General features: G+C 71.8%; 21 protein-coding genes. 3 read left to right on the top strand and 18 right to left on the bottom strand.

The annotated features are described in order from the left end of the window. The 16 genes from IE142_RS32625 to IE142_RS32555 all read right to left on the bottom strand — a co-directional run. Positions 1 to 180 (bottom strand): flavodoxin-dependent (E)-4-hydroxy-3-methylbut-2-enyl-diphosphate synthase (locus tag IE142_RS32625; RefSeq protein WP_191889075.1); only part of this gene is annotated, 180 nt, incomplete at its 3' end. A 4-nt stretch (positions 181 to 184) separates the two neighbouring features. Further along, positions 185 to 1207, bottom strand: coding sequence for an adenosyl-hopene transferase HpnH (gene hpnH, locus IE142_RS32620; protein WP_100048392.1), 1023 nt, complete (start codon positions 1205 to 1207; stop codon positions 185 to 187). A 6-nt stretch (positions 1208 to 1213) separates the two neighbouring features. Next, positions 1214 to 1855 (bottom strand): phosphorylase family protein, encoded by a 642-nt coding sequence (locus tag IE142_RS32615; protein ID WP_191889074.1) that lies wholly within the window; start codon positions 1853 to 1855, stop codon positions 1214 to 1216. Then, positions 1855 to 3948, bottom strand: coding sequence for a squalene--hopene cyclase (shc, locus tag IE142_RS32610; protein WP_191889073.1), 2094 nt, complete (start codon positions 3946 to 3948; stop codon positions 1855 to 1857). The genes IE142_RS32615 and shc overlap by 1 nt, the downstream gene beginning before the upstream one ends. A 118-nt stretch (positions 3949 to 4066) precedes the next feature. Continuing rightward, positions 4067 to 5131 (bottom strand): polyprenyl synthetase family protein, encoded by a 1065-nt coding sequence (locus IE142_RS32605; protein WP_043377569.1) that lies wholly within the window; start codon positions 5129 to 5131, stop codon positions 4067 to 4069. A gap of 68 nt (positions 5132 to 5199) precedes the next feature. Beyond that, positions 5200 to 6636 carry a hydroxysqualene dehydroxylase HpnE gene (gene hpnE, locus IE142_RS32600; protein WP_191889072.1) on the bottom strand — a complete coding sequence of 479 codons (1437 nt, stop codon included), beginning with the start codon at positions 6634 to 6636 and terminating at the stop codon, positions 5200 to 5202. Next, positions 6633 to 6791: a DUF6380 family protein gene (locus IE142_RS37140; RefSeq protein WP_078949197.1), complete on the bottom strand. Its 159-nt coding sequence runs from the start codon at positions 6789 to 6791 to the stop codon at positions 6633 to 6635. Before IE142_RS37140 ends, hpnE begins: the two co-directional genes overlap by 4 nt. After that, the gene (gene hpnD, locus IE142_RS32595; RefSeq protein ID WP_191889071.1) at positions 6791 to 7741 is read right to left on the bottom strand and encodes a presqualene diphosphate synthase HpnD; all 951 of its coding nucleotides are present in this window, start codon (positions 7739 to 7741) and stop codon (positions 6791 to 6793) included. The genes IE142_RS37140 and hpnD overlap by 1 nt, the downstream gene beginning before the upstream one ends. Then, positions 7738 to 8634, bottom strand: a complete 897-nt coding sequence (gene hpnC, locus IE142_RS32590) for a squalene synthase HpnC (RefSeq protein WP_191889070.1) — start codon at positions 8632 to 8634, stop codon at positions 7738 to 7740. The genes hpnD and hpnC overlap by 4 nt, the downstream gene beginning before the upstream one ends. A gap of 358 nt (positions 8635 to 8992) precedes the next feature. Next, complete coding sequence (locus IE142_RS32585) at positions 8993 to 9772, bottom strand: ABC transporter ATP-binding protein (protein WP_191889069.1); 780 nt, start codon at positions 9770 to 9772, stop codon at positions 8993 to 8995. Beyond that, positions 9765 to 10694 carry an ABC transporter permease gene (locus IE142_RS32580; protein ID WP_191889068.1) on the bottom strand — a complete coding sequence of 310 codons (930 nt, stop codon included), beginning with the start codon at positions 10692 to 10694 and terminating at the stop codon, positions 9765 to 9767. Before IE142_RS32580 ends, IE142_RS32585 begins: the two co-directional genes overlap by 8 nt. A gap of 117 nt (positions 10695 to 10811) precedes the next feature. Next, positions 10812 to 11684 (bottom strand): glycosyltransferase family 2 protein, encoded by an 873-nt coding sequence (locus IE142_RS32575; RefSeq protein ID WP_191889077.1) that lies wholly within the window; start codon positions 11682 to 11684, stop codon positions 10812 to 10814. An 8-nt stretch (positions 11685 to 11692) separates the two neighbouring features. Beyond that, positions 11693 to 12472: a CDP-alcohol phosphatidyltransferase family protein gene (locus IE142_RS32570; RefSeq protein ID WP_191889067.1), complete on the bottom strand. Its 780-nt coding sequence runs from the start codon at positions 12470 to 12472 to the stop codon at positions 11693 to 11695. Further along, complete coding sequence (locus IE142_RS32565; protein WP_191889066.1) at positions 12450 to 13511, bottom strand: iron-containing alcohol dehydrogenase family protein; 1062 nt, start codon at positions 13509 to 13511, stop codon at positions 12450 to 12452. Before IE142_RS32565 ends, IE142_RS32570 begins: the two co-directional genes overlap by 23 nt. Continuing rightward, entirely contained in the window at positions 13499 to 14251 is a 753-nt protein-coding gene (locus tag IE142_RS32560; RefSeq protein ID WP_191889065.1) for a phosphocholine cytidylyltransferase family protein, read from the bottom strand. The genes IE142_RS32565 and IE142_RS32560 overlap by 13 nt, the downstream gene beginning before the upstream one ends. Next, positions 14248 to 16101, bottom strand: coding sequence for a DUF5941 domain-containing protein (locus IE142_RS32555; RefSeq protein ID WP_191889064.1), 1854 nt, complete (start codon positions 16099 to 16101; stop codon positions 14248 to 14250). The genes IE142_RS32560 and IE142_RS32555 overlap by 4 nt, the downstream gene beginning before the upstream one ends. 461 nt (positions 16102 to 16562) lie before the next feature. On the opposite strand from IE142_RS32555, the gene IE142_RS32550 reads away from it, so the two are divergent. Together IE142_RS32550 and idi are read left to right on the top strand one after the other, a co-directional pair. Further along, the gene (locus IE142_RS32550; RefSeq protein WP_191889063.1) at positions 16563 to 17501 is read left to right on the top strand and encodes a cation diffusion facilitator family transporter; all 939 of its coding nucleotides are present in this window, start codon (positions 16563 to 16565) and stop codon (positions 17499 to 17501) included. 299 nt (positions 17502 to 17800) lie between these two features. After that, on the top strand, positions 17801 to 18394 hold the full coding sequence (gene idi, locus IE142_RS32545; RefSeq protein ID WP_191889062.1) for an isopentenyl-diphosphate Delta-isomerase: 594 nt from the start codon (positions 17801 to 17803) through the stop codon (positions 18392 to 18394). Positions 18395 to 18400: 6 nt separating this feature from the next. Here the strand turns inward: idi and IE142_RS32540 are convergent, their stop codons facing one another. Then, positions 18401 to 18853, bottom strand: a complete 453-nt coding sequence (locus tag IE142_RS32540; protein ID WP_191889076.1) for an ATP-binding protein — start codon at positions 18851 to 18853, stop codon at positions 18401 to 18403. Between the two features lie 205 nt (positions 18854 to 19058). Between IE142_RS32540 and IE142_RS32535 the strand changes: the two genes are divergently transcribed. Further along, on the top strand, positions 19059 to 19826 hold the full coding sequence (locus IE142_RS32535; protein ID WP_191889061.1) for an enoyl-CoA hydratase/isomerase family protein: 768 nt from the start codon (positions 19059 to 19061) through the stop codon (positions 19824 to 19826). Here the strand turns inward: IE142_RS32535 and IE142_RS32530 are convergent. Further along, positions 19813 to 20448: a DJ-1/PfpI family protein gene (locus IE142_RS32530; RefSeq protein ID WP_191889060.1), complete on the bottom strand. Its 636-nt coding sequence runs from the start codon at positions 20446 to 20448 to the stop codon at positions 19813 to 19815. The genes IE142_RS32535 and IE142_RS32530 overlap by 14 nt on opposite strands. Between the last annotated feature and the right edge of the window lie 12 nt (positions 20449 to 20460).

The raw sequence follows: 20460 nt of genomic DNA, 5'->3' as shown, positions 1-20460 counted from the left end.
CTCGGCGATCTGCTGGAGCGTCGCCCCGATGTCGGACGTACGGGTCGTGGTCATGGACTGCACCGACACCGGGGCCCCGCCCCCGACGGCCACCGGCCCGACCTGGATGCGCCGCGACTCGCGTCGCTCGGCGATCGGCCGGACCGGTACCTCGGGGACGCCCAGGGAGATGGCGGTCACCGCGTCACTCCCGGTTCGACGAGACGGTCTCGCGCATGGCGCGCAGGGACTCCTTGAGCGAGCCCATGGTGGCCAGGACGGCGGTGGGCTCGTAGCCGCAGTGCGCCATGCAGTTGGCGCAGCGCGGGTCCTTGCCGCGGCCGTATTTGTCCCAGTCGGTCTCCTCGATCAGCTCCCGGTACGTGGGGACGTAGCCGTCGCTCATCAGGTAACAGGGGCGCTGCCAGCCGAAGAGGGAGTAGTTCGGGATCGCCCACGCCGTGCAGGGGAAGTCGACCTTGCCCTCGAGGAAGTCGAGGAACAGCGGGGAGTGGTTGAGCCGCCAGCGGGCCCGGTTGCCGCCCGCGAAGGCCTTCTTGAACAGCTCGCGGGTCTGCTCCACGCCCAGGAAGTGCTCCTGGTCGGGCGCCTTCTCGTAGGCGTAGGCCGGCGAGATCATCATCTCGTCGACCTTCAGGTCGTCGTTGAGGAAGTTGAGGACCTCGACGATGGTCTGCGGGGTGTCGGTGTTGAAGAAGGTCGAGTTGGTGGTCACCCGGAAGCCGCGCCGCTTGGCCTCCTTGATGGCTTCCACGGCCTCGTCGAACACGCCCTCCTTGGCCACGGACTCGTCGTGCCGCTCACGCAGCCCGTCGATGTGCACCGCGAAGGCGAAGTAGGGCGAGGGCTTGAACTTGTCCATCTTCTTGCGCATGAGCAGGGCGTTGGTGCACAGGAAGACGTACTTTCTCTTCGCCACCAACTGCCGCACGATCTCGTCGATCTGTGGGTGCATCAGCGGCTCGCCGCCGGCGATGGAGACCATCGGCGCCCCCGATTCGAGCACCGCCCCCACGGCCTGCGCGACCGGCATGCGCTGCTTGAGCACCCCGGCGGGGTGCTGGATCTTGCCGCACCCCTCGCACTTCAGGTTGCAGGCGAAGAGCGGCTCCAACTCCACGATGAGCGGAAACTTGTCCCGTCGGCGGATCTTCTGTTCGGCCAGGTATGTAGCGACCTTGATGGACTGACGCAGCGGCATGGCCATCTGGGCTCACCTCCGGGGGAGCGGCAAAGATCGGTGCCATTCGAAGAATGCGGGAAGAACGGATCGAAGAACGCGGAAAGCCGATATTCCACCGCGCACCGTGCCGATCCGGACGAGTTCGTGTTCTGGAGCGTCCACTACCACCCGGACGGCCGCAACGGGGCGCGCGGCCGTCCGGACGGCGCTCAGGAGCGTCGCCGCGGACTCCATGTCGACGGCGATCGCGCCGGTCGCGAGCAGGTCGGCGCGTTCGGGTTCGCGGACGACGTGGTCGGATCCGGTCAGCGGCCCGGTGTGCACGGTGCGCCGGGGCAGGGCTCGTGCGAGTTCCTTCACGAGCCGGTCGGTGCCGACGCACGCGACGGTCCCGCGCGGGTCCCGGGTCTCCTCGGCGACGACCAGGTCGCCGGGGTGCATGCCGGGCGCGAGTCCCGCGCAGAAGCCGGTGGCCAGCACGGCGGCACCGTCCAGAGCCGGGTCGGCGAGGACCCGGTCCACCGAGCGCTCGGCCGCCCTGGGGCCCATGCCCGTGCGCAGGACGGTGACCGGTCCGCCGACGCCACCGCGGTCGCCGGTGCGCAGGGCGAGGTGTTCGATGCCGAGCGCACAGGCGATCAGCAGCGGGGACGGGCCGGTCTGCGGGGTCATCAGCTGCCCTTCACCTCGGCGGCGGACGTCTCGATGGAGGGCTGCGCGGCGAGGACGGCGGCCTGCCCGATGTCGGTCCGCTCCGCGCCGGACTTCTTGGCAGCCGCCTTCTTGGCGAAGGGCTCTCCGTGCACGTACCGGCCGAGCGCGGTGAGCGGGAAGACCTGCCGGTAGAGGTGGTAGTTGATGGAGAAGTCCCAGGGGAAGCCGGTGCCGGTGAAGTAGGGCTCGTCCCAGGAGCCGTCCTCCCGCTGGGTGGCGGCGAGCCACGCGATGCCGCGTTCGACGGCCTTGGACTCGCGCTCCTCTGCCGCCAGCAGGGCCATCAGCGCCCAGGCGGTCTGCGAGGCGGTCGAGGCACCCCGGCCGCTCCATTCCCTCACGTACCGGTAGGAACGCAGGTCCTCGCCCCAGCCGCCGTCGTCGTTCTGCACGGACTCCAGCCACGACACCGCGCGGCGGATCGCCGGGTGCGAGGCGGGGATTCCGGCGGCGGTCAGGGCGGGCACGACGGAGCCGGTGCCGTAGACGTAGTTGACGCCCCACCGGCCGAACCACGAGCCGTCCGCCTCCTGCTCGGCCAGCAGCCACTGGATCCCGCGCCGGGTGCGCGGATCGTGGGTGAGGCCCTCCACGGCGAGCATCTCGACGACGTGCGCGGTGACGTCGGCGGACGGCGGGTCGATGACCTCACCGAAGTCGCAGAAAGGCAGCCGGTTCGGGAAGGGGCTGGTGTTGTCGGCGTCGAAGGCGCCCCAGGCACCGTTCTTCGACTGCATGCCGAGGTTCCAGCGCACCCCGCGGCCGATGGCCTTCTCCACCCGCTCCGGGTCGTGGTGCCGGACCCGGCGCAGGGCGAGGACGACCTCGGCGGTGTCGTCGATGTCGGGGTAGTTGTCGTTGTGGAACTCGAACGCCCAGCCGCCGGGCGGGAGTCCGGGCCGCTTCACCGACCAGTCGCCGGGGCGGACGATCTGCTCGCCGAGCATCCAGTCGGCGGCCTTCACCAGCTGCGGGTGGTCGGCGGGCACGCCCGCGTCGGCCAGCGCGATGGTGGCCAGGCAGGTGTCCCACACCGGGGACTGGCAGGCTTCGATCATCCGGGCGCCGTCCTCGCGCCACACGGCGAACCGGTCCAGCGACTCCAGGCCGGCCCGCATAACGGGGTGCTCGAGGTCGTAGCCGAGCAGGTAGAGCGCGATGACCGAGTACACGGCCGGCGGCTGGATGCCGCCCCAGCAGCCGTCGTTCTCCTGGCGCTCGATGATCCAGCGGGCGGCGGTGTTCATCGCGGCCCGGCGCAACCGGCGCGGGGCGACCCTGCGGTAGGCGTGCAGGGCCTTGTCGATGCGCTGGAAGGCGCCGTCCCAGCTCGCCGCCGGCGCCAGGGGCTTCGGCGGGTTGGGGAAGGCCGGATCGGTGTGCAGCTCGTCCAGTGGGAAGGGCGCGGGGCGCACCGGGCGCTTCGCCGAGACGATGGTGAGCGGCACGATGGTCTGCCGGGCCCAGCAACCGAAGTCGTAGACGTTGAGCGGCACCCACGTGGGGAAGTAGATCAGCTCGGGCGGGAGTTCGGGCAGGTCGTCCCACTTCCACCAGCCGAACAGGGCGAGCCAGATCCGGGTGAAGACCCGGGAGGCGGCGATGCCGCCGCGGGCCCGGATCCACTCGGAGGCCCGTGCCATGTGCGGCGCGTCGGGTGCGTCGCCGGCCAGGCGGAGGGCGACGTAGGCCTCGATGGTGGTGGAGAGTTCGCCGGGGCCGCCGTAGAAGGTGGCCCAGGTGCCGTCCTCGCGCTGCTCGCCGCGGATGAAGAGCGCGGCGGCCCGCGTGGTGTCCTCGTCGAGGATGCCCAGGAACTGGCGCAGGAGCAGGTCCTCGGCGTCCATCGTGACGTTCGTCTCGAGGTCGCCCTTCCACCAGCCTTGGGCGTCCTGCCGGGAAAGCAGGTAGTCCGTGGCGCGCCGGGTGGCGCGGGCGGCGGCTACTGGTACCCCGGCCGCCGTGTCGGGGATGGTGATGTCGTCTTCGCTGGCCGCGGCTGCCAGGGGCTTGAGGGTCGCCCCGGTGCTTCCGTCGGTCGTCGCTGTCATGGCTTCCCCTTCGTGCAGTGTGCATACGGTGCGTCTGCTGTGGGTCCGCCGTCGGCCGGTGCTCGTGTACCTGCGGCACCGGCCGGCGACTACGCGAGGGCTATTCGACCGATAGTGATCATCTCTTTCGTACGACGACGAAGTCCGCGAGCGCGGTGAACATGGCCCGCACCCGGTCGGGCATGTCGACGGCGTCGAGGGCTTCGATGGCGATGGTGTGCTGGCGACTCGCCTCGTCGGCGGTCCACTCCCGCCCGCCCGCTTCCTCGATGAGGGCGGCGCGGGCCGCGAACTCCTCCTCGGAGAAGTTCGCGAAGTCACTGGTCTTGGCGTCGGCGGCGAGGATCTCGCCGAGCCGTTCGGATGCGGGGCCGCCCGCCGCGAGGGCTGCCACCACCGGGAGGGACTTCTTGCGCTGGCGCAGGTCGCTCCAGGTCTGCTTGCCGGTGGCATCCGGGTCGCCCCAGATGCCGAGGAGGTCGTCGACTGCTTGGAAGGCGAGGCCCAGGTGGTAGCCGTACTTCTCCAGGGTGTCGGCGGTGCGCTCGTCGGCGCCGCCGAGGACCGCGCCGATGGAGCTGGCGGAGGCGAGCAGGGCGCCGGTCTTGTTGCCCTCCATCTCCAGGCACTCCTCGACGCTGACGCGGTCGCGGTGTTCGTAGGAGATGTCCTGGGCCTGACCGTCGATCAGGGACCGGGACGCCTTGGTCAGTCGGCGGGTGGCTCGGCCCGCCTCGACGGTCCCGAGCTCCAGCAGCACCTCGTTGGCGAGGGCGAACAGGGCGTCGCCGACCAGAATGGCTTGGGCGGGGCCGTGCACCTTCCAGACCGTGTCGCGGTGGCGGCGCTGCTCGTCACCGTCCATCAGGTCGTCGTGCAGGAGGGAGAAGTTGTGCACCAGCTCCACGGCCACCGCGCCGGGGACGCCGATCTCGGGCGCCGCGCCGGTGACCTCGGCGGAGAGCACCGCGAGGGCGGGGCGCACGGCCTTGCCGCCGTCGCCGTCCGCGGGCTTGCCCTGGGCATCGATCCAGCCGAAGTGGTAGGCGGCGACGGTGTCCATGGGAGGCGCCAGACGGTCTACGGCCGCCCGCAGCACCGGCGTGGCCAGGGTCCGGCCGCGCTCCAAAAGCGCGGTCACGTCCACCGTGGTCCGTCGGTCGGCCTTCGGGGCCGGGGGCACAGTGGGCACAGTCTTTCCTCCATTTGCGGTGCCGGGAGCGCGGGAGCCGGTGACTCGCGGATCGGTTTTCATGCCGCCTCCTCGAAGAAGTCGGGGAGGAGGCCGCGGGACCGGCCCAGGGCGCCGAGAGCGGCGCCCGCCGCTCCGACACCGCTGCGAACCGCGCTCTCCATGGTCGCGGGCCACCCGGTGGCGGTCCACGCTCCGGCCAGGTAGAGGCCGGGTGCCTTGGTCCGGGCGCCGGGCCTGAGGCGGCCGACGCCGGGGGCGGGAGCGAACGTCGCGGTGCGCTCCCTGGTCACGAAGAAGTCCCTCACCTCGGCGCCCCGGGCGCGGGGCAGCAGTCGCTCCAGCTCGGGCAGGTACCGCTCGCGCAACGCGGCCACGGGCTCGTCGATCTCGTTCTGCGCGGTCGACTGCGACAGCGCCAGGTACTGGCCCTCCCTCAGCCCGGAGGCGTCGGTGCGGTCGAAGACCCACTGCACCGGGGTGCCGAGCGCCGTGAGGAACGGCGTGGCGAGCACCTTCCGGTCGTAGATCACGTGGATGTTGAGGATCGGCGCGGTGCCGAACTCCAGCAGGTTCTCCGGGGCGTCGAGCGCGCCTTCGGGCAGCAGGCCGTGCGCCTCGCGCTGCGGTACGGCGAGGACGACCGCGTCCGCCTCCAGCGTCTCGCCGGGAACCTGAACGCCCCAGCCGCCGTTCTCGTTCATACGGATGGAGGTGACGCGTGTACGGACCTCGGTACGGACGCCCGCGGAGTCGAGCTCCTTGCGGGCCAGCCGGTCGTGCAGTTCGCCCAGCGGGACGCGGGCCCAGCCGATGTCGGCCGCACCCGGGTCGGACAGCAGACCGGTCTTGAACACCATCGCGGCGAGCCCGAGGGAGGCGTCGCCCGCGACCGCGTTGAGGGTGGCGACCCCGACAAGGTCCCACAGGGCCTCGACGGCGCGCGCGGACTGACCGTGCGCGGCCAGCCAGCTGCCGAAGTCCTGCGTGTCCAAGGCCGGATCGGCGAGGTCGAGCCCCTTCAGCGCGAGCGCGGCCCGTCCGACACTCGCGCGCTCGGCGAGCGAGAGGTGCGGGTACGTGGCGAGGCTGCGCCCCAGGTGGAGGGGGACGGGCAGCGCGTCGCGCCGCAGCCTGCCGAGCCGACGGCCCTCGGGCCGGGCGAGGTCGACGACGGGCACGTCGAGACGTTCCTGCACGGGAGCCAGTGCCGCCCCGCCGATGCGGTCGAGGAACCAGCGGTAGGCGGTGCAGCAGCGCAGGTAGACGTGCTGGCCGTTGTCGACGGTGAGACCGCCGCGTCGGAAGGAGAAGGCGAGCCCGCCCAGGCGCGGTCGTCCTTCGAGCAGGGTGACGCGCACCTTGGCGTCGGCGAGCGCGAGCGCGGCGGTCACACCGGCGAGGCCGCCGCCGACCACGACGGCGTGTCCGCCGGGGCGGAGGGCGGAGACGTCCGCGAGCTGCCCGCCGTCGCGCGTGCCGTTGCCGTGCGTCATCGTGCGCCCTTCCCTGTCCGGTCGCCGTGGTGCATGAACGGCGTACGGCAGACCGTCTCAGTCAGGGACGCCGCCCGCCACCGGAGGGTTGCCCGCCGTTCTCCGCCGGCCGCGTCGCCCTCGTCCGGCGTGTCGAGTGTGCCGGGTGTGCCCATCAGGCGCGCCTCCTGACGGCCCGCCGGGTGACGTGCCGGGTGTCGAGCCCGGACAGGCCGCGTACCGCAACGTACGCCTTCTCGCGTCCGGGAAGCGAGACCCGGCCGCGCAGCACCGCCTCGGGGTCGCGCTCGATGCGGTCCAGGAGGCGGCGGTAGATGCCGGCCATGGCGGCCACGCAGGCGCCGCTGCGCCGGTCGAGCATGGGCAGCAGCCGGTAGCCCTCGGCGAAAAGGGCGCGGGCCCGACGGACTTCGAAGTGCACGAGGCCCGCGAAGTCGGAGCCCTCGGGTGGGGTCGGTCCGCTGAACCCGGCCGAGCAACCGAACTTGGCGAGGTCGTCGGCGGGCAGGTAGGTGCGCCCGTCCTCGGCGTCCTCGCGGACGTCCCGCAGGATGTTGGTGAGCTGGAGCGCCAGCCCGAGCGTGTCGGCGTACTCGGGCGCGCGCTCGGCGCCGCGCGCCCCCGGTTCGGTGCCGAACACACCGAGCGAGAGGCGGCCGATGGCGCCGGCCACGCAGCGGCAGTAGACCTTCAGGTCGTCCCAGCTCTCGTAGGTCTCGCCGCGCAGGTCCATCTGGACGCCGTCGATCAGTTCGTCGAGGCCGCCGAGGGGGATCGGGAACCGCCGGGCGGCGTGCGCGAGGGCGACGGCGACGGGGTCGGTGTGGTCCTCCTCGACCGCGCCCTCGTGGATCCGGGCGAGCGTCGCGCGGGCCTCCTCCAGCCGGGCGACCTTGACGTCGGCGGCCAGCTCTCCGTCGCCGATGTCGTCGACCCGGCGCGAGAACGCGTACAGCGCCGACATCGCGCGGCGTTTGGGCGCCGGCAGCAGCCGGATGCCGTAGGCGAAGTTGCGGGCCTGCTGTCCGGTGACGGTCTCGCAGTAGCTGTAGGCGGCGAGCACCGGTGCCGACGCGTGCGCTGACGACTCCACGGCCTGGATCACCCCTCTCCTCGCAGGGTCAGGCCCACCTCGCGCAGCAAGTGGGCCTTGCCGGGCTTGGGCGGGCCGGGAAGTACGTCGTGATCGGCGGCGGCGATCGCCCCCAGGGCCGCCCTGCCACCCGCCACGAACCCCGCGAGCAGCAGGCGCAGCCTGCCGCGGACGCTGCCCAGGAGCGGGGCGCCCTCGCTCAGCAGGTCGCGGGCGCGCTGGGCCTCGAAGGCGACCAGGGCGCGCACCGAGGCGTTCGCGGTGGGCGCGGCCAGGTCGGCCTCCTGGACGTGGAAGCGCTTCATGTCCTCGGCGGGCAGGTAGATCCGGTCCCGGTCCAGGTCCTCGGCCAGGTCCTGGAGGTGCTCGACGATCTGCAGGGCGGTGCAGATCGCGTCGGAGCGGCGGATCCGTTCGGGCGTCGAGGTGCCGGTGACGGCGAGGACGAGCCGGCCCACGGGGTTGGCGGACAGCTCGCAGTAGGCGAGGAGGTCGTCGTAGGTCTCGTACCGGCCGACCAGCTGGTCCTGGCGGTTGGCGGCGATCAGGCCGAGGAAGGGATCGGGGGTGAGCGAACGGCGGCGCACGGTCGGCCGCAGGCGGAGCAGCAGCGGGTGGCGGGGGGTGCCGTCGAAGACCCGGCGCAGGTCTTCCTCGAAGGCGTCCAGCATCGCCAGCCGGTCGTCGGCGCGCTCCTCGGGGACGCCGAGGAGGCCCGCGTCGGCGCCGCCGGGGGCCAGGTCACCGTCGCCGATGTCGTCGACGAGGCGGGCGAAGCCGTATACGGCCATGAGGTCGGTGCGCCAGTCGCGGGGCAGGAAGAAGGGGGCGACGGGGAAGTTCTCGTCCGCGGCCTTGGCGAGGGTGCCGCGCTCCACGGCCCGTGCCGTGTCGGTGACCGTCATCGCGGGCTGCCCTGGGGGGAGACGGCGCACGCTTCGCGGAGGTGGGGAGTTTCCGTAGCCATTGCCGTCACATCTCCCGTTCTACACTGCCGACCCAATTCACACTATTTCGGACACGCCGCCCGGCCGCCCGTGCGGCGGGCCCGCTCGTGGGTGTCGGGCATTATCGCCCCATGTGCCGCGTTTCGGGACCGGTCCAGCTTACGTTGTACAACGCGCGAGGGTCCGCCGGGGTCCTCCGTGCGTCACAACAACACACCGATTGACTTCAAGATTCCTGAGAACGCCAGGAGTTGACGTTCCCTTTGCGGACGCGAGCCCCGCCGGATCAGTTCCGGCGGGACTCCGGCGTGTCGGGCTACTTGCCCGTGAACTTCTCGTACTCCTTGAGCACCTCGTCGGTCGGGCCGTCCATGCGCAGCTCGCCGCGCTCCAGCCACAGCACGCGGTTGCAGGTGTCCCGGATGGACTTGTTGTTGTGGCTGACCAGGAAGACGGTGCCCGCCTCCTTGCGCAGCTCCCGGATGCGCTGCTCGGAACGCGTCTGGAACTTGCGGTCACCGGTGGCCAGCGCCTCGTCGATCATCAAGACGTCGTGGTCCTTGGCGGCGGCGATGGAGAAGCGCAGGCGGGCGGCCATGCCGGAGGAGTAGGTGCGCATCGGCAGGGTGATGAAGTCGCCCTTCTCGTTGATGCCTGAGAAGTCGACGATGTCCTGGTAGCGCTCCTTGATCTGCTCGCGGGACATGCCCATGGCCAGACCGCCGAGGATGACGTTGCGCTCGCCGGTCAGGTCGTTCATCAGAGCCGCGTTCACCCCGAGCAGGGAGGGCTGGCCGTCGGTATAGACCTTGCCCCGCTCTGCGGGCAGCAGGCCGGCGATGGCCCGCAGCAGGGTCGACTTGCCGGACCCGTTGGAGCCGATGAGGCCGATGGCCTCGCCCCGGTAGGCGGTGAAGGAGACACCGCGCACGGCGTGCACCTTGCGCACGCCCCGTTCCTCGCCGCGCTTCAGCATCCTGCTGAGCGCGGCGGTCGCGCTGCCCTTGCCGGTCTTGGCGCCGTTGACGCGGTAGACGATGTGCAGGTCGTCCGCGATGACCGTCGGGACCCGCGCATCCTGTTGCTGCTCAGCCACGGCCGTACCTCTCCTCCGCCTTCCAGAAGTACACGAAACCGCCCACGGCTAGGACGACGGCCCAGCCGAGCGCCACCGCCCACACGTGCGGCGGCAGGTTCTCGGAGCCGTACCCGTCGATCAGCGCGAAGCGGATCAGGTCCATGTAGACGGCGGCCGGGTTCCACTGGAGCACGTCGGCCAGCCAGGCCGGCTTGTCCTCCAGCATGATCGGGATGGAGAACATCACGCCGGACCCGTACATCCAGGTGCGCATGATGAACGGCATCAGCTGCGCCAGGTCCGGCGTCTTGGCCCCCATCCGGGCCACGATCAGCGCCAGCCCCATGTTGAAGAGGAACTGCAGGACCAGCGCCGGGACGACCAGCAGCCAGGACAGCGAGGGATAGCTGCCGAAGCCGATCACCACCGCGAACATCACGATCATCGACGCCAGCAGCTGCTGGAGCTGCTGGAACGCGAACGAGATGGGCAGCGAGGCGCGGGGGAAGTGCAGCGCCCGCACCAGGCCGAGGTTGCCGGAGATCGCGCGGACACCCGCCATCGCGGAGGATTGGGTGAAGGTGAAGACGAACACACCCGTCACCAGGAACGGGATGTACACGTCCTTGTCCATGCCGCGGCCCGCGTTCAGGATCAGGCCGAAGATCAGGAAATAGACGAGCGCGTTCAGCAGCGGCGTGGCCACCTGCCACAGCTGGCCGAGCTTGGCCTGGCTGTACTGGGCGGTCAGCTTCGCCTGGGAGAAGGCGAGGATGAAGTGGCGCCGCCCCCAGAGCTGACGGACGTACTCCGCGAGGGACGGTCGGGCACCGCTCACGGTCAGCCCGTGCTTGGCGGCGAGCTGGGCCGCCGTGAGGCCCTCGTCAGGCGACACGGGCTTGGTCGTGGCGACCGTGCCTTCGTGCGTTGTCTCACTCACTAGTGGATACTTTCGTCTTCGTCCGTGCGTCCCCGGTACGGGCTCGGCACGGTCCTGTCGGCCTCGGAGGGGTCCGGTCGGACCCGGTGGGGCCGGAAGCCCTCGGGTACGAGCTTGTCAGATCACGGGAGGCCGGCCCAGCCGGGTCAGCCGCCACACCGTACGCCACCTCATGGGGCGGCGAGGACCGCAGGGGGTGGCCCAGCCCTCGCGGAAGCCGCCGAACCAGGCCTTCAGGGCCGGGCGCGAGGGGCGGCGCAGCAGCGTGAGCAGCATCCACACCCCGAGGTAGACCGGGACGAGCAGCGCGGGGAGGTTGCGGCGGGCGAGCCAGACGCGGTTGCGGGCGACCATGCGGTGGTAGACCGCGTGCCGGGAGGGCGCGGTCGTGGGGTGGTTCAGCACCATGTCGGCGCGGTAGTCGATCATCCAGCCGGCGTCGAGGGCCCGCCAGGCCAGGTCGGTCTCCTCGTGGGCGTAGAAGAACGCGTCGGGCAGGCCGCCGACCTGGGCGAGGACGCGGGTGCGGACGGCGTTGGCGCCGCCGAGGAAGGTGGTGACGCGGGAGGAGCGCTTCGGGTCGGAGGCGCGCAGCCTCGGCACGTGCCGTCGCTGGGTCTCGCCGGTGTCCGGGTCGGCGATACGGAAGCTGATGATCCCCAGGTCCTCGTCGGCCGCGAAGGCCCGTCGGCACAGCTCGGCGGTGTCGGTGCGGGCGAGCAGGCCGTCGTCGTCGAGGAAGAGCAGGATGTCGACGTCCTGGCCGCCCGGGCCGAAGGCCTCGATGCCGACGTTGCGGCCGCCGGGGATGCCCAGGTTCTCGGGCAGCTCGACGGTGCGCACGTCGGCCGGTACCTCCGGCACGGGCGAGCCGTTGCCGACCACGACCACCTCGACCGGGTCGCCGTCCTGCTTGGCGACCGAGTCGAGCAGGGCCCGCAGCTCGTCGGGGCGGTTGCCCATCGTGATGACGACGGCGCCGACCTTCATGGCTCCGCTCACTTCAACCTGCTGGAGGCGAGGACGGACACCAGGTGCAGCAGGGTCTGCAGCAGCGCGATGCCGGCGAGGACGGCGGTGCCGAGGCGGGTGAAGAACAGGTCACCGCGGCTCGCGTCGACTAGGGCGAGGACGAGGATGAGCAGCGACGCCTCGATGCCGAGGATCAGCCGGTGGAACCTGATCGCTCCGGCGGCCCGGCGGGCCAGCGCCATGCCGGAGGAGCGGATCTCGGAGGCGGACTCCTTGACCGGGGCCATCCCGGCCTGGTGTCGGGCGACGCCGACCAGGTCGGTCTCGGCCTTGATCAGGATGGCACCGAGGGCGGCCAGGGTGCCGAGGAAGGCCCACAGCCAGTCGATCCGGCCGGTGCCCCAGATGTCGGCGGCGCGCAGGCCGAGACCGACCAGGACCGCGGCGTCGGTCAGGTAGGCGCCGACGCGGTCGAGGTAGACGCCGCCGAGGGAGTACTGCTTCTTCCAGCGCGCGACCTCGCCGTCGACGCAGTCCAGCAGCAGGTAGAGCTGGACCGCCACGACGCCGAGCACGGCGCCCGTGATGCCCGGCACCAGCAGGGCCGGGGCCGCGAGCACGCCGCAGACGGTCATCAGGTACGTGAGCTGGTTGGGCGTGATCCTGGTGTTCACCAGGTAGCGGTCGATCCGCAGCGAGACCTCGCGCATGTAGAGGCGTCCCGCCCAGTGCTCACCGCTGCGCCGGTCCTTGACCCCGGCGGGGTGGACGACCGGACGGAGTTCAGCTACCGATGGCCTTGACATAGTCGGCGTACAGGTCCTTGATCTGGTCGGTTTTCAGGTCGAGGTGCTCGAGGATCGTGTAGCGGCCGGGCCGTGTCTGCGGGGCGAACTCCACGGCCCGGACGAACTCGTCCGGCGTGAACCCGATCTCCCCGGGCAGCACCGGCAGCCCGTGCCGGCGCAGTGCCTCGGCCATGCGGGCGGACTCCTCGTGGGCCCCGCGCAGGTACATCGCGAAGGCCGCGCCCAGGCCGCACTGCTCGCCGTGGGCGGCGGCGCGCTGGGGGTAGAGCAGGTCGAAGGCGTGATTGATCTCGTGGCAGGCGCCGGAGGCGGGCCGCGAGTCACCGGAGACCGACATGGCGATGCCGGTCAGCACCAGGCCCTCGGCGAGCACCTGGAGGAAGTCGTTGTCGCCGACGCCGCCCGGGTGCCGGAGCACGGCCTCGCCCGCCTGGCGGGCCATCGCCGCGGCCAGGCCGTCGATGCGCTCGCCCTTGACCCGGTTGGCCAGCTCCCAGTCCGCGATCGCGGAGATGTTGGAGACGGCGTCGCCGATGCCGGCGCGCACGAACCGCGCCGGGGCCTCGCGGATGACGTCCAGGTCGATGACGACCGCGATGGGGTTCGGCACGCCGTAGGAGCCGCGGCCGGCGTCGTTGTCGAGGGTGGCGACCGGCGAGCACAGACCGTCGTGCGCGAGGTTCGTGGGCACGGCGACCAGCGGCAGGCCGACGCGCGCCGCGGCGAACTTGGCGCAGTCGATGATCTTGCCGCCGCCGAGGCCGACGACCGCGTCGTAGTGGCCGCCCTTCATGGCACCGGCCAGCTTGATCGCGTCGTCCAGGGTGCCGCCGCCGACCTCGTACCAGTCGGCGCCGGGCAGCGACGGGGCGACGCGCTCGCGCAGCCGGGCGCCGGAGCCGCCGCTGACGGCGACGGCGAGCTTGCCCGAGTGGGAGATGCGCTCGTCGGCGAGCACACATCCCAGGTCGTCGAGCGCACCCGCGCGGATGTCCACGACGACCGGCGACGGGATGAGCCTCGTCAGTACTGGCACGCGATCTCCCTGCCCTTGGCGAGGTCGTCGTGGTTGTCGATCTCGACCCACTTGACCTCGCCGATCGGCGCCACGTCGACCTGGAAGCCGCGGTCGACCAGCTCCTGGTAGCCGTCCTCGTAGTAGAGCTGCGGGTCGCGCTCGAAGGTGGTCTTCAGGGCGTCGGCCAGGTCGGCGGCGGCCTCGCCCTCGATGAGCGTGACGCCGATGTACTCGCCGGTCGCCTCGGCGGGGTCCATGAGCTTGGTGATGCGCCGGACGCCCTTGTCGGGGTCGACGACGACCTTCATCTCCTCATCCGCGAGGTTCTTCACCGTGTCGAGGGCGAGGATGATCTTCTTGCCGTCGCCTCGGGCGGCGAGCAGGGTCTTCTCGACGGAGACCGGGTGGACGGTGTCGCCGTTGGCGAGGATCACGCCGTCCTTGAGAGCGTCACGGCCGCACCACAGGGAGTAGGCGTTGTTCCACTCCTCGGCCTTGTCGTTGTCGATGAGGGTGAGCTTGACGCCGTACTTCCGCTCCAGCGCTTCCTTGCGGTCGTACACGGCTTCCTTGCGGTAGCCGACGATGATCCCGACCTCGGTGAGGCCGACCTCGGCGAAGTTCGCCAGGGTCAGGTCCAGCACCGTGATGCTGTCCTCCGCCCCTTCGGGGCCGACCGGCACCAGTGCCTTGGGCAGGGTGTCGGTGTAGGGGCGCAGACGCCGGCCGGCGCCGGCCGCCAGCACGAGGCCGATCATGCGGGTTCTCCTTCGTCGTGTACGGCGGGTGCGCCGCCCTTGTGGGCCGCGACCCAGAAGCGGATGCTCTCGGCGAGCACCACGAGTGCCACGGCCACGGCGAGGACCGTGAGCGCAAGCTTGAACTGTGTGGCGGTGAGCAGCACGACCAGCACAGTGACGAGCAGCGTGCGGCCCTCGTGCCCCCCGATCGTCCGCACCAGCCACGCCGGCGGCGCGCCCGCGCCGCCACGGATGCGGTAGACCGTGTCGTAGTGATGGTAGGCGACCGCGGCCACCAGCCCGAAAGCCGCCGGAAGGGCGCCGTTCACGTCCGCTTTCGCCGCCAGTGCCAGGACGGTGCCGTACTCGGCGGCGCGGAAGAAGGGCGGGACCAGCCAGTCGAGGGCGCCCTTGAGGGGGCACGCGACGGCGAGGGTGGAGGTCAGGACGTAGGCGACCGCGGCGACCAGCGGCCAAGGGCCCCCGAAGTCGGTGAGCGCGGCCGTGGCGACGACGGCGAGGCCGCCGAGCAGGGCGACCGCCGGGGCGGTGAAGCCGGGCAGGCGGCGGGCCGGCTTCCCGAAGCCGTTGGCGGCGGCCTCGGCGAGCGGTCCCGAGTCCGCAAGGTCGGCCAGCGCCTTCGCCGCCCGGTCCGTCCTCGTCGCCTTCCGGGTCAGCGAGCGCAGCACCCGGCCGGCCGTGGTGTACGTCGCGGCGAAGGCGCAGCCGATCAGCAGCGCGTAGAAGGTGATCCGCGGGGTGGCGACGGCGGTGAGGACGGCGATCATGGCCCAGCGTTCGCCGATGGGCAGGACGATCATGCGGCGCACCCAGACCGTCCAGCCGACGCTGTCGAGCCGGTCGGAGAGGGCGGCGGTGGGGCTGGTGTTGGCGGCGGCGTCGTGGTTGGCCTCGTTGAAGGAGAAGTCGACGACGTGCCGGCAGGTCTGGAGGACCATCGCGCCGAGGGCGAGGGCCCACACGTCGTCGCCGCCGCGGGCGGCGCCGAGGGCGAGGCCCGCGTAGTAGGCGTACTCCTTGGCGCGGTCGAAGGTGGCGTCCAGCCAGGCGCCGAGCGTGGAGTACTGCAGGGAGTAGCGGGCGAGCTGCCCGTCGGTGCAGTCGAGGACGAAGGAGGCGATGAGCAGGACGCCGGCGGCGACGAAGCCGCCGCGGGTGCCGGTGGCCGCGCAGCCCGCCGCTATGAGCGCGGTGATCAGCGAGGCGGTGGTGACCTGGTTGGGGGTCAGTCCGCGGCGCGCGCACCAGCGGGCGATGTAGCGGGAGTAGGGGCTGATGAGGAAGGTGGTGACGAAGCCGTCGCGGGCCTTGACGGCCGACTTCAGGCGTACGGCCTCGTCGTCGACGCCGGCGACGGCCTGCCGGGCCTCGTTGCGGGCCTGCGGATCGGCGGGGACGGTGGCGACGAGGCTGCCCAGCTCGGGCCGGTACACGTCGGCGCCGTCGGCGTCGAGGGCGGCGGTGATCCGGTCGGTGAGGCTGTCGGTGTCCCCCGCGTATCGCTCGGGCCGCGCGAGGGCGCTCCCGTGTGCCGTGCCGCCGGCCGCGGAATGCTCCCGGGCCATGGCGCGGGCCAGGGCCTGGCGGGCCTCCGGCTGGGCGGTCACGGCGCCCGGGATCGCCGCGAGCGGGAAGCGCGGGTCGGTGAGACCGAGGCGCAGGGCGTGTACGTGGCCGACGAAGCGGGCGTCGACCACCGCGACCCGCTCCCCGGCCGGCACCCGGGCCAGTGCCGCCTCGGTGTCGGCGGAGTCCCGGACGAGCTCCACGTCGAAGCCCAGGGACCGCAGCTCGCTCTCGATCGACGAACCGGGGACCAGCTGACCGGTGAGGATGGCGGTCGACAACCGAACTCACTCCCTGGGTGCCGACACCTGGGCGTCGGTCCTGTACATGGTGGGGCGCCCGCGCCTGCGGCACCCGGGCGGCATGTCGGCCGAGGTTATCGGATGCCGGGAACGCCGTGTTCACCGCCTGTTTCACGGACGGTCGACGTCACTTGCACCCACCTTGGCCGCGATCATCATCGTGGATGCGGGGCCCGCCCCACAAACTGCGCCCCCAGAGCGGACATCACGGACATCGCACAGGGTCTACAGGCGTGCGCCCTGCGTCAGGGCCACCCTCCCGCCGCCGCCCGCCGACCCCTCGGGGCGGACCCCGCACGTCACTTCGAACGCCCTGACCTGCACCCTGTTTCCGCAGGTCAGGGCACATGACAACGGTGTTCAGTGCCGCGTTGCCCGATACCCCCTACCCGTAGTTCACTGTGGTCCGGACGCCGGACGACCGACAGGAGAGGCTTCTCATGGGGGCTGGGCACGATCACGGGCATGCGCACGGAGTGCGCGGCGGCGGGACGGCGAGCGCCGCGTACCGGGGCAGGCTCCGGGTGGCGCTGGCGATCACCGTCTTCGTCACGGTCGTCCAGATCGTCGGCGGCGTGCTCGCCGACTCGCTCGCCCTGGTCGCCGACGCGGCGCACATGGCCACGGACGCGCTGGGCCTCGGCATGGCGCTGCTGGCCATCCACTTCGCCAACCGGCCTCCGAGCGACCGGCGGACCTTCGGGTACGCCCGCGCGGAGATCCTGGCCGCCCTGGCCAACTGTCTGCTGCTGCTCGGGGTCGGGGGCTACATCCTGTTCGAGGCCATCGAGCGGTTCGTCACGCCCGCCGGTACCGACGGCGGGCTGGCCGTCCTCTTCGGCGTGATCGGCCTGGTCGCCAACATGGTGTCGCTCACCCTGTTGATGCGGGGGCAGAAGGAGAGCCTCAACGTGCGCGGCGCCTTCCTGGAGGTGGCGGCTGACGCGCTGGGCTCACTGACCGTGATCGTCTCCGCGCTGGTGATCCTGGCCACCGGCTGGCAGGCGGCCGACCCGATCGCGTCGCTGGTCATCGGCCTGATGATCGTGCCGCGCACGGTACGGCTGCTGCGCGAGACGCTGGACGTGCTGCTGGAGGCCGCGCCCAAGGACGTCGACATCGCCGAGGTGCGCGCCCACATACTGGCGCTGGACGGCGTCGAGGACGTGCACGACCTGCACGCCTGGACGATCACCTCGGGCATGCCGGTGCTGTCGGCGCACGTGGTGGTCAGCGGCGAGGTGCTGAGCGCGATCGGCCACGAGAAGATGCTGCACGAGTTGCAGGGCTGCCTGGGCGACCACTTCGACGTGGAGCACTGCACCTTCCAGCTGGAGCCCGGCGGGCACGCGGAGCACGAGGCCAGGTTGTGCCACTGAACCCTCTCGGCCCCGGTGAGCGGGACCAGGGGGCGCCCGCACAGGGGGTGCGCGCCGTGGGGTGCGGCCGTTCGCCGCCCGAGCACGTCCCGTTCCCCGCCCCACCCTTCGCGGTCACGTTCCCGACGGTTCCCGGACCGCGCCGCCGGGGATGATCAACCCTCGGGCCCCTCCTCGGCGTCCGACCGGTCAGACCGCCACCCGCCCGCCGCGCGGGACATGCGGAGTGCCGGGAAGTGCCGAGAGTGCCGGATTCGTACGGCACACTTGGGGCGCGAGGACCGAGTTGAAGGATGGGTATGCCGATCACTCCTGCCACCGAGACGCACAGTTCGTCGAACGGCACCGCAGATGCGATCTTGCTGGAACTGGTCGACGAGCACGGTGTGACGATCGGCACCGCGGAGAAGCTCTCCGCGCACCAGCCGCCGGGGCGGCTGCACCGCGCCTTCTCCGTGTTCCTCTTCGACGAGCGGGGCCGGCTGCTGCTCCAGCAGCGGGCGCTGGGCAAGTACCACTCCCCCGGTGTGTGGTCCAACACCTGCTGCGGTCACCCCTACCCCGGCGAGGCCCCCTTCGCGGCCGCGGCCCGGCGGACGTACGAGGAGCTCGGCGTCTCCCCCTCGCTGCTCGCCGAGGCGGGCACGGTGCGCTACAACCACCCCGACCCGGCCTCCGGGCTGGTGGAGCAGGAGTACAACCACCTGTTCGTCGGCCTGGTGCAGGCCGGGCCGCGGCCCGACCCGGAGGAGGTGGCCGAGACGGCCTTCGTGGACCCGGCCGAGCTGGCCGAGCGGCACGCGCAGGACACCTTCTCGGCGTGGTTCATGACGGTGCTGGACGCGGCCCGGCCCGCCGTCCGGGAGCTGACGGGTCCGTCGGCCGGGTGGTGAGCGGCCCTACCGCAGGGCGTGCTTGAGCGGCAGGGCCACCCAGATCACCTTGCCACCGCTCGGCGTGTGGGCCACGTCGCACGCTCCACCCGCCTCCCGGGTGATCTCCCGGACCAGCAGGAGCCCGCGCCCGCCCGTCTGCCCGTGGTCGGCCTCCAGTGCGGTCGGGCGGTAGGGGTGGCTGTCCTCCACGGACACCCGCACCCACTCGGGCCCGACGGCGACCTCCACGGCGAGCACCGGCGACAGCACCGCCGCGTGCCGGACGGCGTTCGTGACCAGCTCCGAGACGATCAGCAGCAGTCCCTGCGCCACGTCGTCGGAGACCGGCACGCCCTGGCGCACCAGCAGGTCCCGCACGGCGTGCCGCGCCTGCGGGACCGACACCTCCACGGCGGGGGCGGTGAACCGCCAGACGCCTTCGTACGGCAGCGGCCCGGCGGGCCCGGTCTCGTCCATCGTCCGGTCGCCACCCCTGGGCTCGATTGTGACCACACCCCTGAGTGTTGGTAACGCGTCGCCCCGTTCCGGATGTCTGAACACAAGTCAGCGGGTATCGAACGGTTCTGACCGTTGGCGTATGACGCAGTCAGTTGTGGGACCGTTCCTGTCCCGCTCGTACCGTCCGTACGGACCCAACGGGTCGGCGGATAGCATCCGGCCCATGGAGCCCCAGCTGCTGCACCGGGTCGCCGACTCGGTCGCGACCGTCGTCGTCCACCACCCGGCCAAGCGCAACGCCATGACGGCGGCGATGTGGCGGGCGTTGCCGCCGCTGCTCGACGCCCTGGCCGGCGACCCGGCGGTGCGGGCGCTGGTGCTCACCGGTGAGGGCGGCACGTTCTGCGCGGGAGCCGACATCTCGACCCTGCGGGCGTCCGCGGAGGAGGCGCAGGGGCTCGCGGTACGCGCCGAGGAGGCCCTGGCGGCCTTCCCCAAGCCGACGCTGGCGGCGGTCCGCGGTCACTGCGTGGGCGGCGGGGCACAGTTGGCGGTGGCCTGCGACCTGCGTTTCGCCGAGGAGTCGGCGCTGTTCGGGGTGACTCCGGCCAAGCTCGGCGTCGTCTATCCGGCGCCCTCGACCCGGCGGTTGGTCGGCCTGACCGGACCGTCCGCCGCCAAGTACCTACTGTTTTCCGCAGAGTTGATCGACGCCCGACGTGCCCTGCGCACCGGCCTGGTCGACGAGGTGCTGCCGGAGGGGGAACTCGGCGAGCGGGTGGCGGAGTTCACCCGCGTTCTCACGTCCCGGTCGCGGCTGACCCAGGCCGCGGCGAAGGAGTTCGCGGGCGGGCGCACCGACCGGGACGCGTACTGGACCGCGCAGGCACGCGGCAGCGGCGACCTCGCGGAGGGGGTCGCCGCCTTCCTGGAGCGCAGGCAGCCGAGCTTCGGCTGGAACGTGCCGGGGAACGCGCCTACGTCAGGATGAACCGGCTCCCGCTCCGGAACTCCTCGACGAGGTGCGCGGGAGCCTTGTCGGGCGACCCCGCGTCGTAGGGCGGCTGCGGATCGTACTCGGTCAGCAGCTGGACCGCCCGCGCGTGGTCGTCGCCGGCGATCCGGCCGAGCAGGGTCAGGCCCATGTCGATGCCGGAGGAGACGCCGGCCGCAGTGACGTACTTGCCGTCAATGACCACCCGTTCCCCGGTCGCTTCGGCGCCGAACCGCGCGAGGAAGTCCAGGGCCAGCCAGTGCGAGGTGGCACGGCGGCCCTCCAGGAGTCCCGCGGCGGCGAGCAGCAGGGAGCCGGTGCACACCGAGGTCGTCCACGTGCTGGTGCCGTCGGCGGTGCGCAGCCAGTCCAGCAGGGTCTCGTTCTCCATCTGCGAGCTCTGGCCGGGACCGCCGGGAACGACGACGATGTCCGGGGCCGGTACGTCGGCCAGGGTCCGGTCGGCGGTGAGCGCGAGGTTGCCGGTGTCGGTGCGCACCGGGCCAGCCCGCTCGGCGACGAAGACGGTCTCCGCGTCCGGGAGCCTGCCGAGGGTCTCGTACGGGCCCACGGCGTCCAGCGCGGTGAAGCGGTCGAAGAGGACGACGGCGATCTGCACGGGTTTCCTTCC

Source organism: Streptomyces mutabilis (genome assembly GCF_014649815.1).
GTDB classification, from domain to species: domain Bacteria; phylum Actinomycetota; class Actinomycetes; order Streptomycetales; family Streptomycetaceae; genus Streptomyces; species Streptomyces mutabilis.
This window is presented reverse-complemented; position numbering and strand designations above follow the sequence as displayed.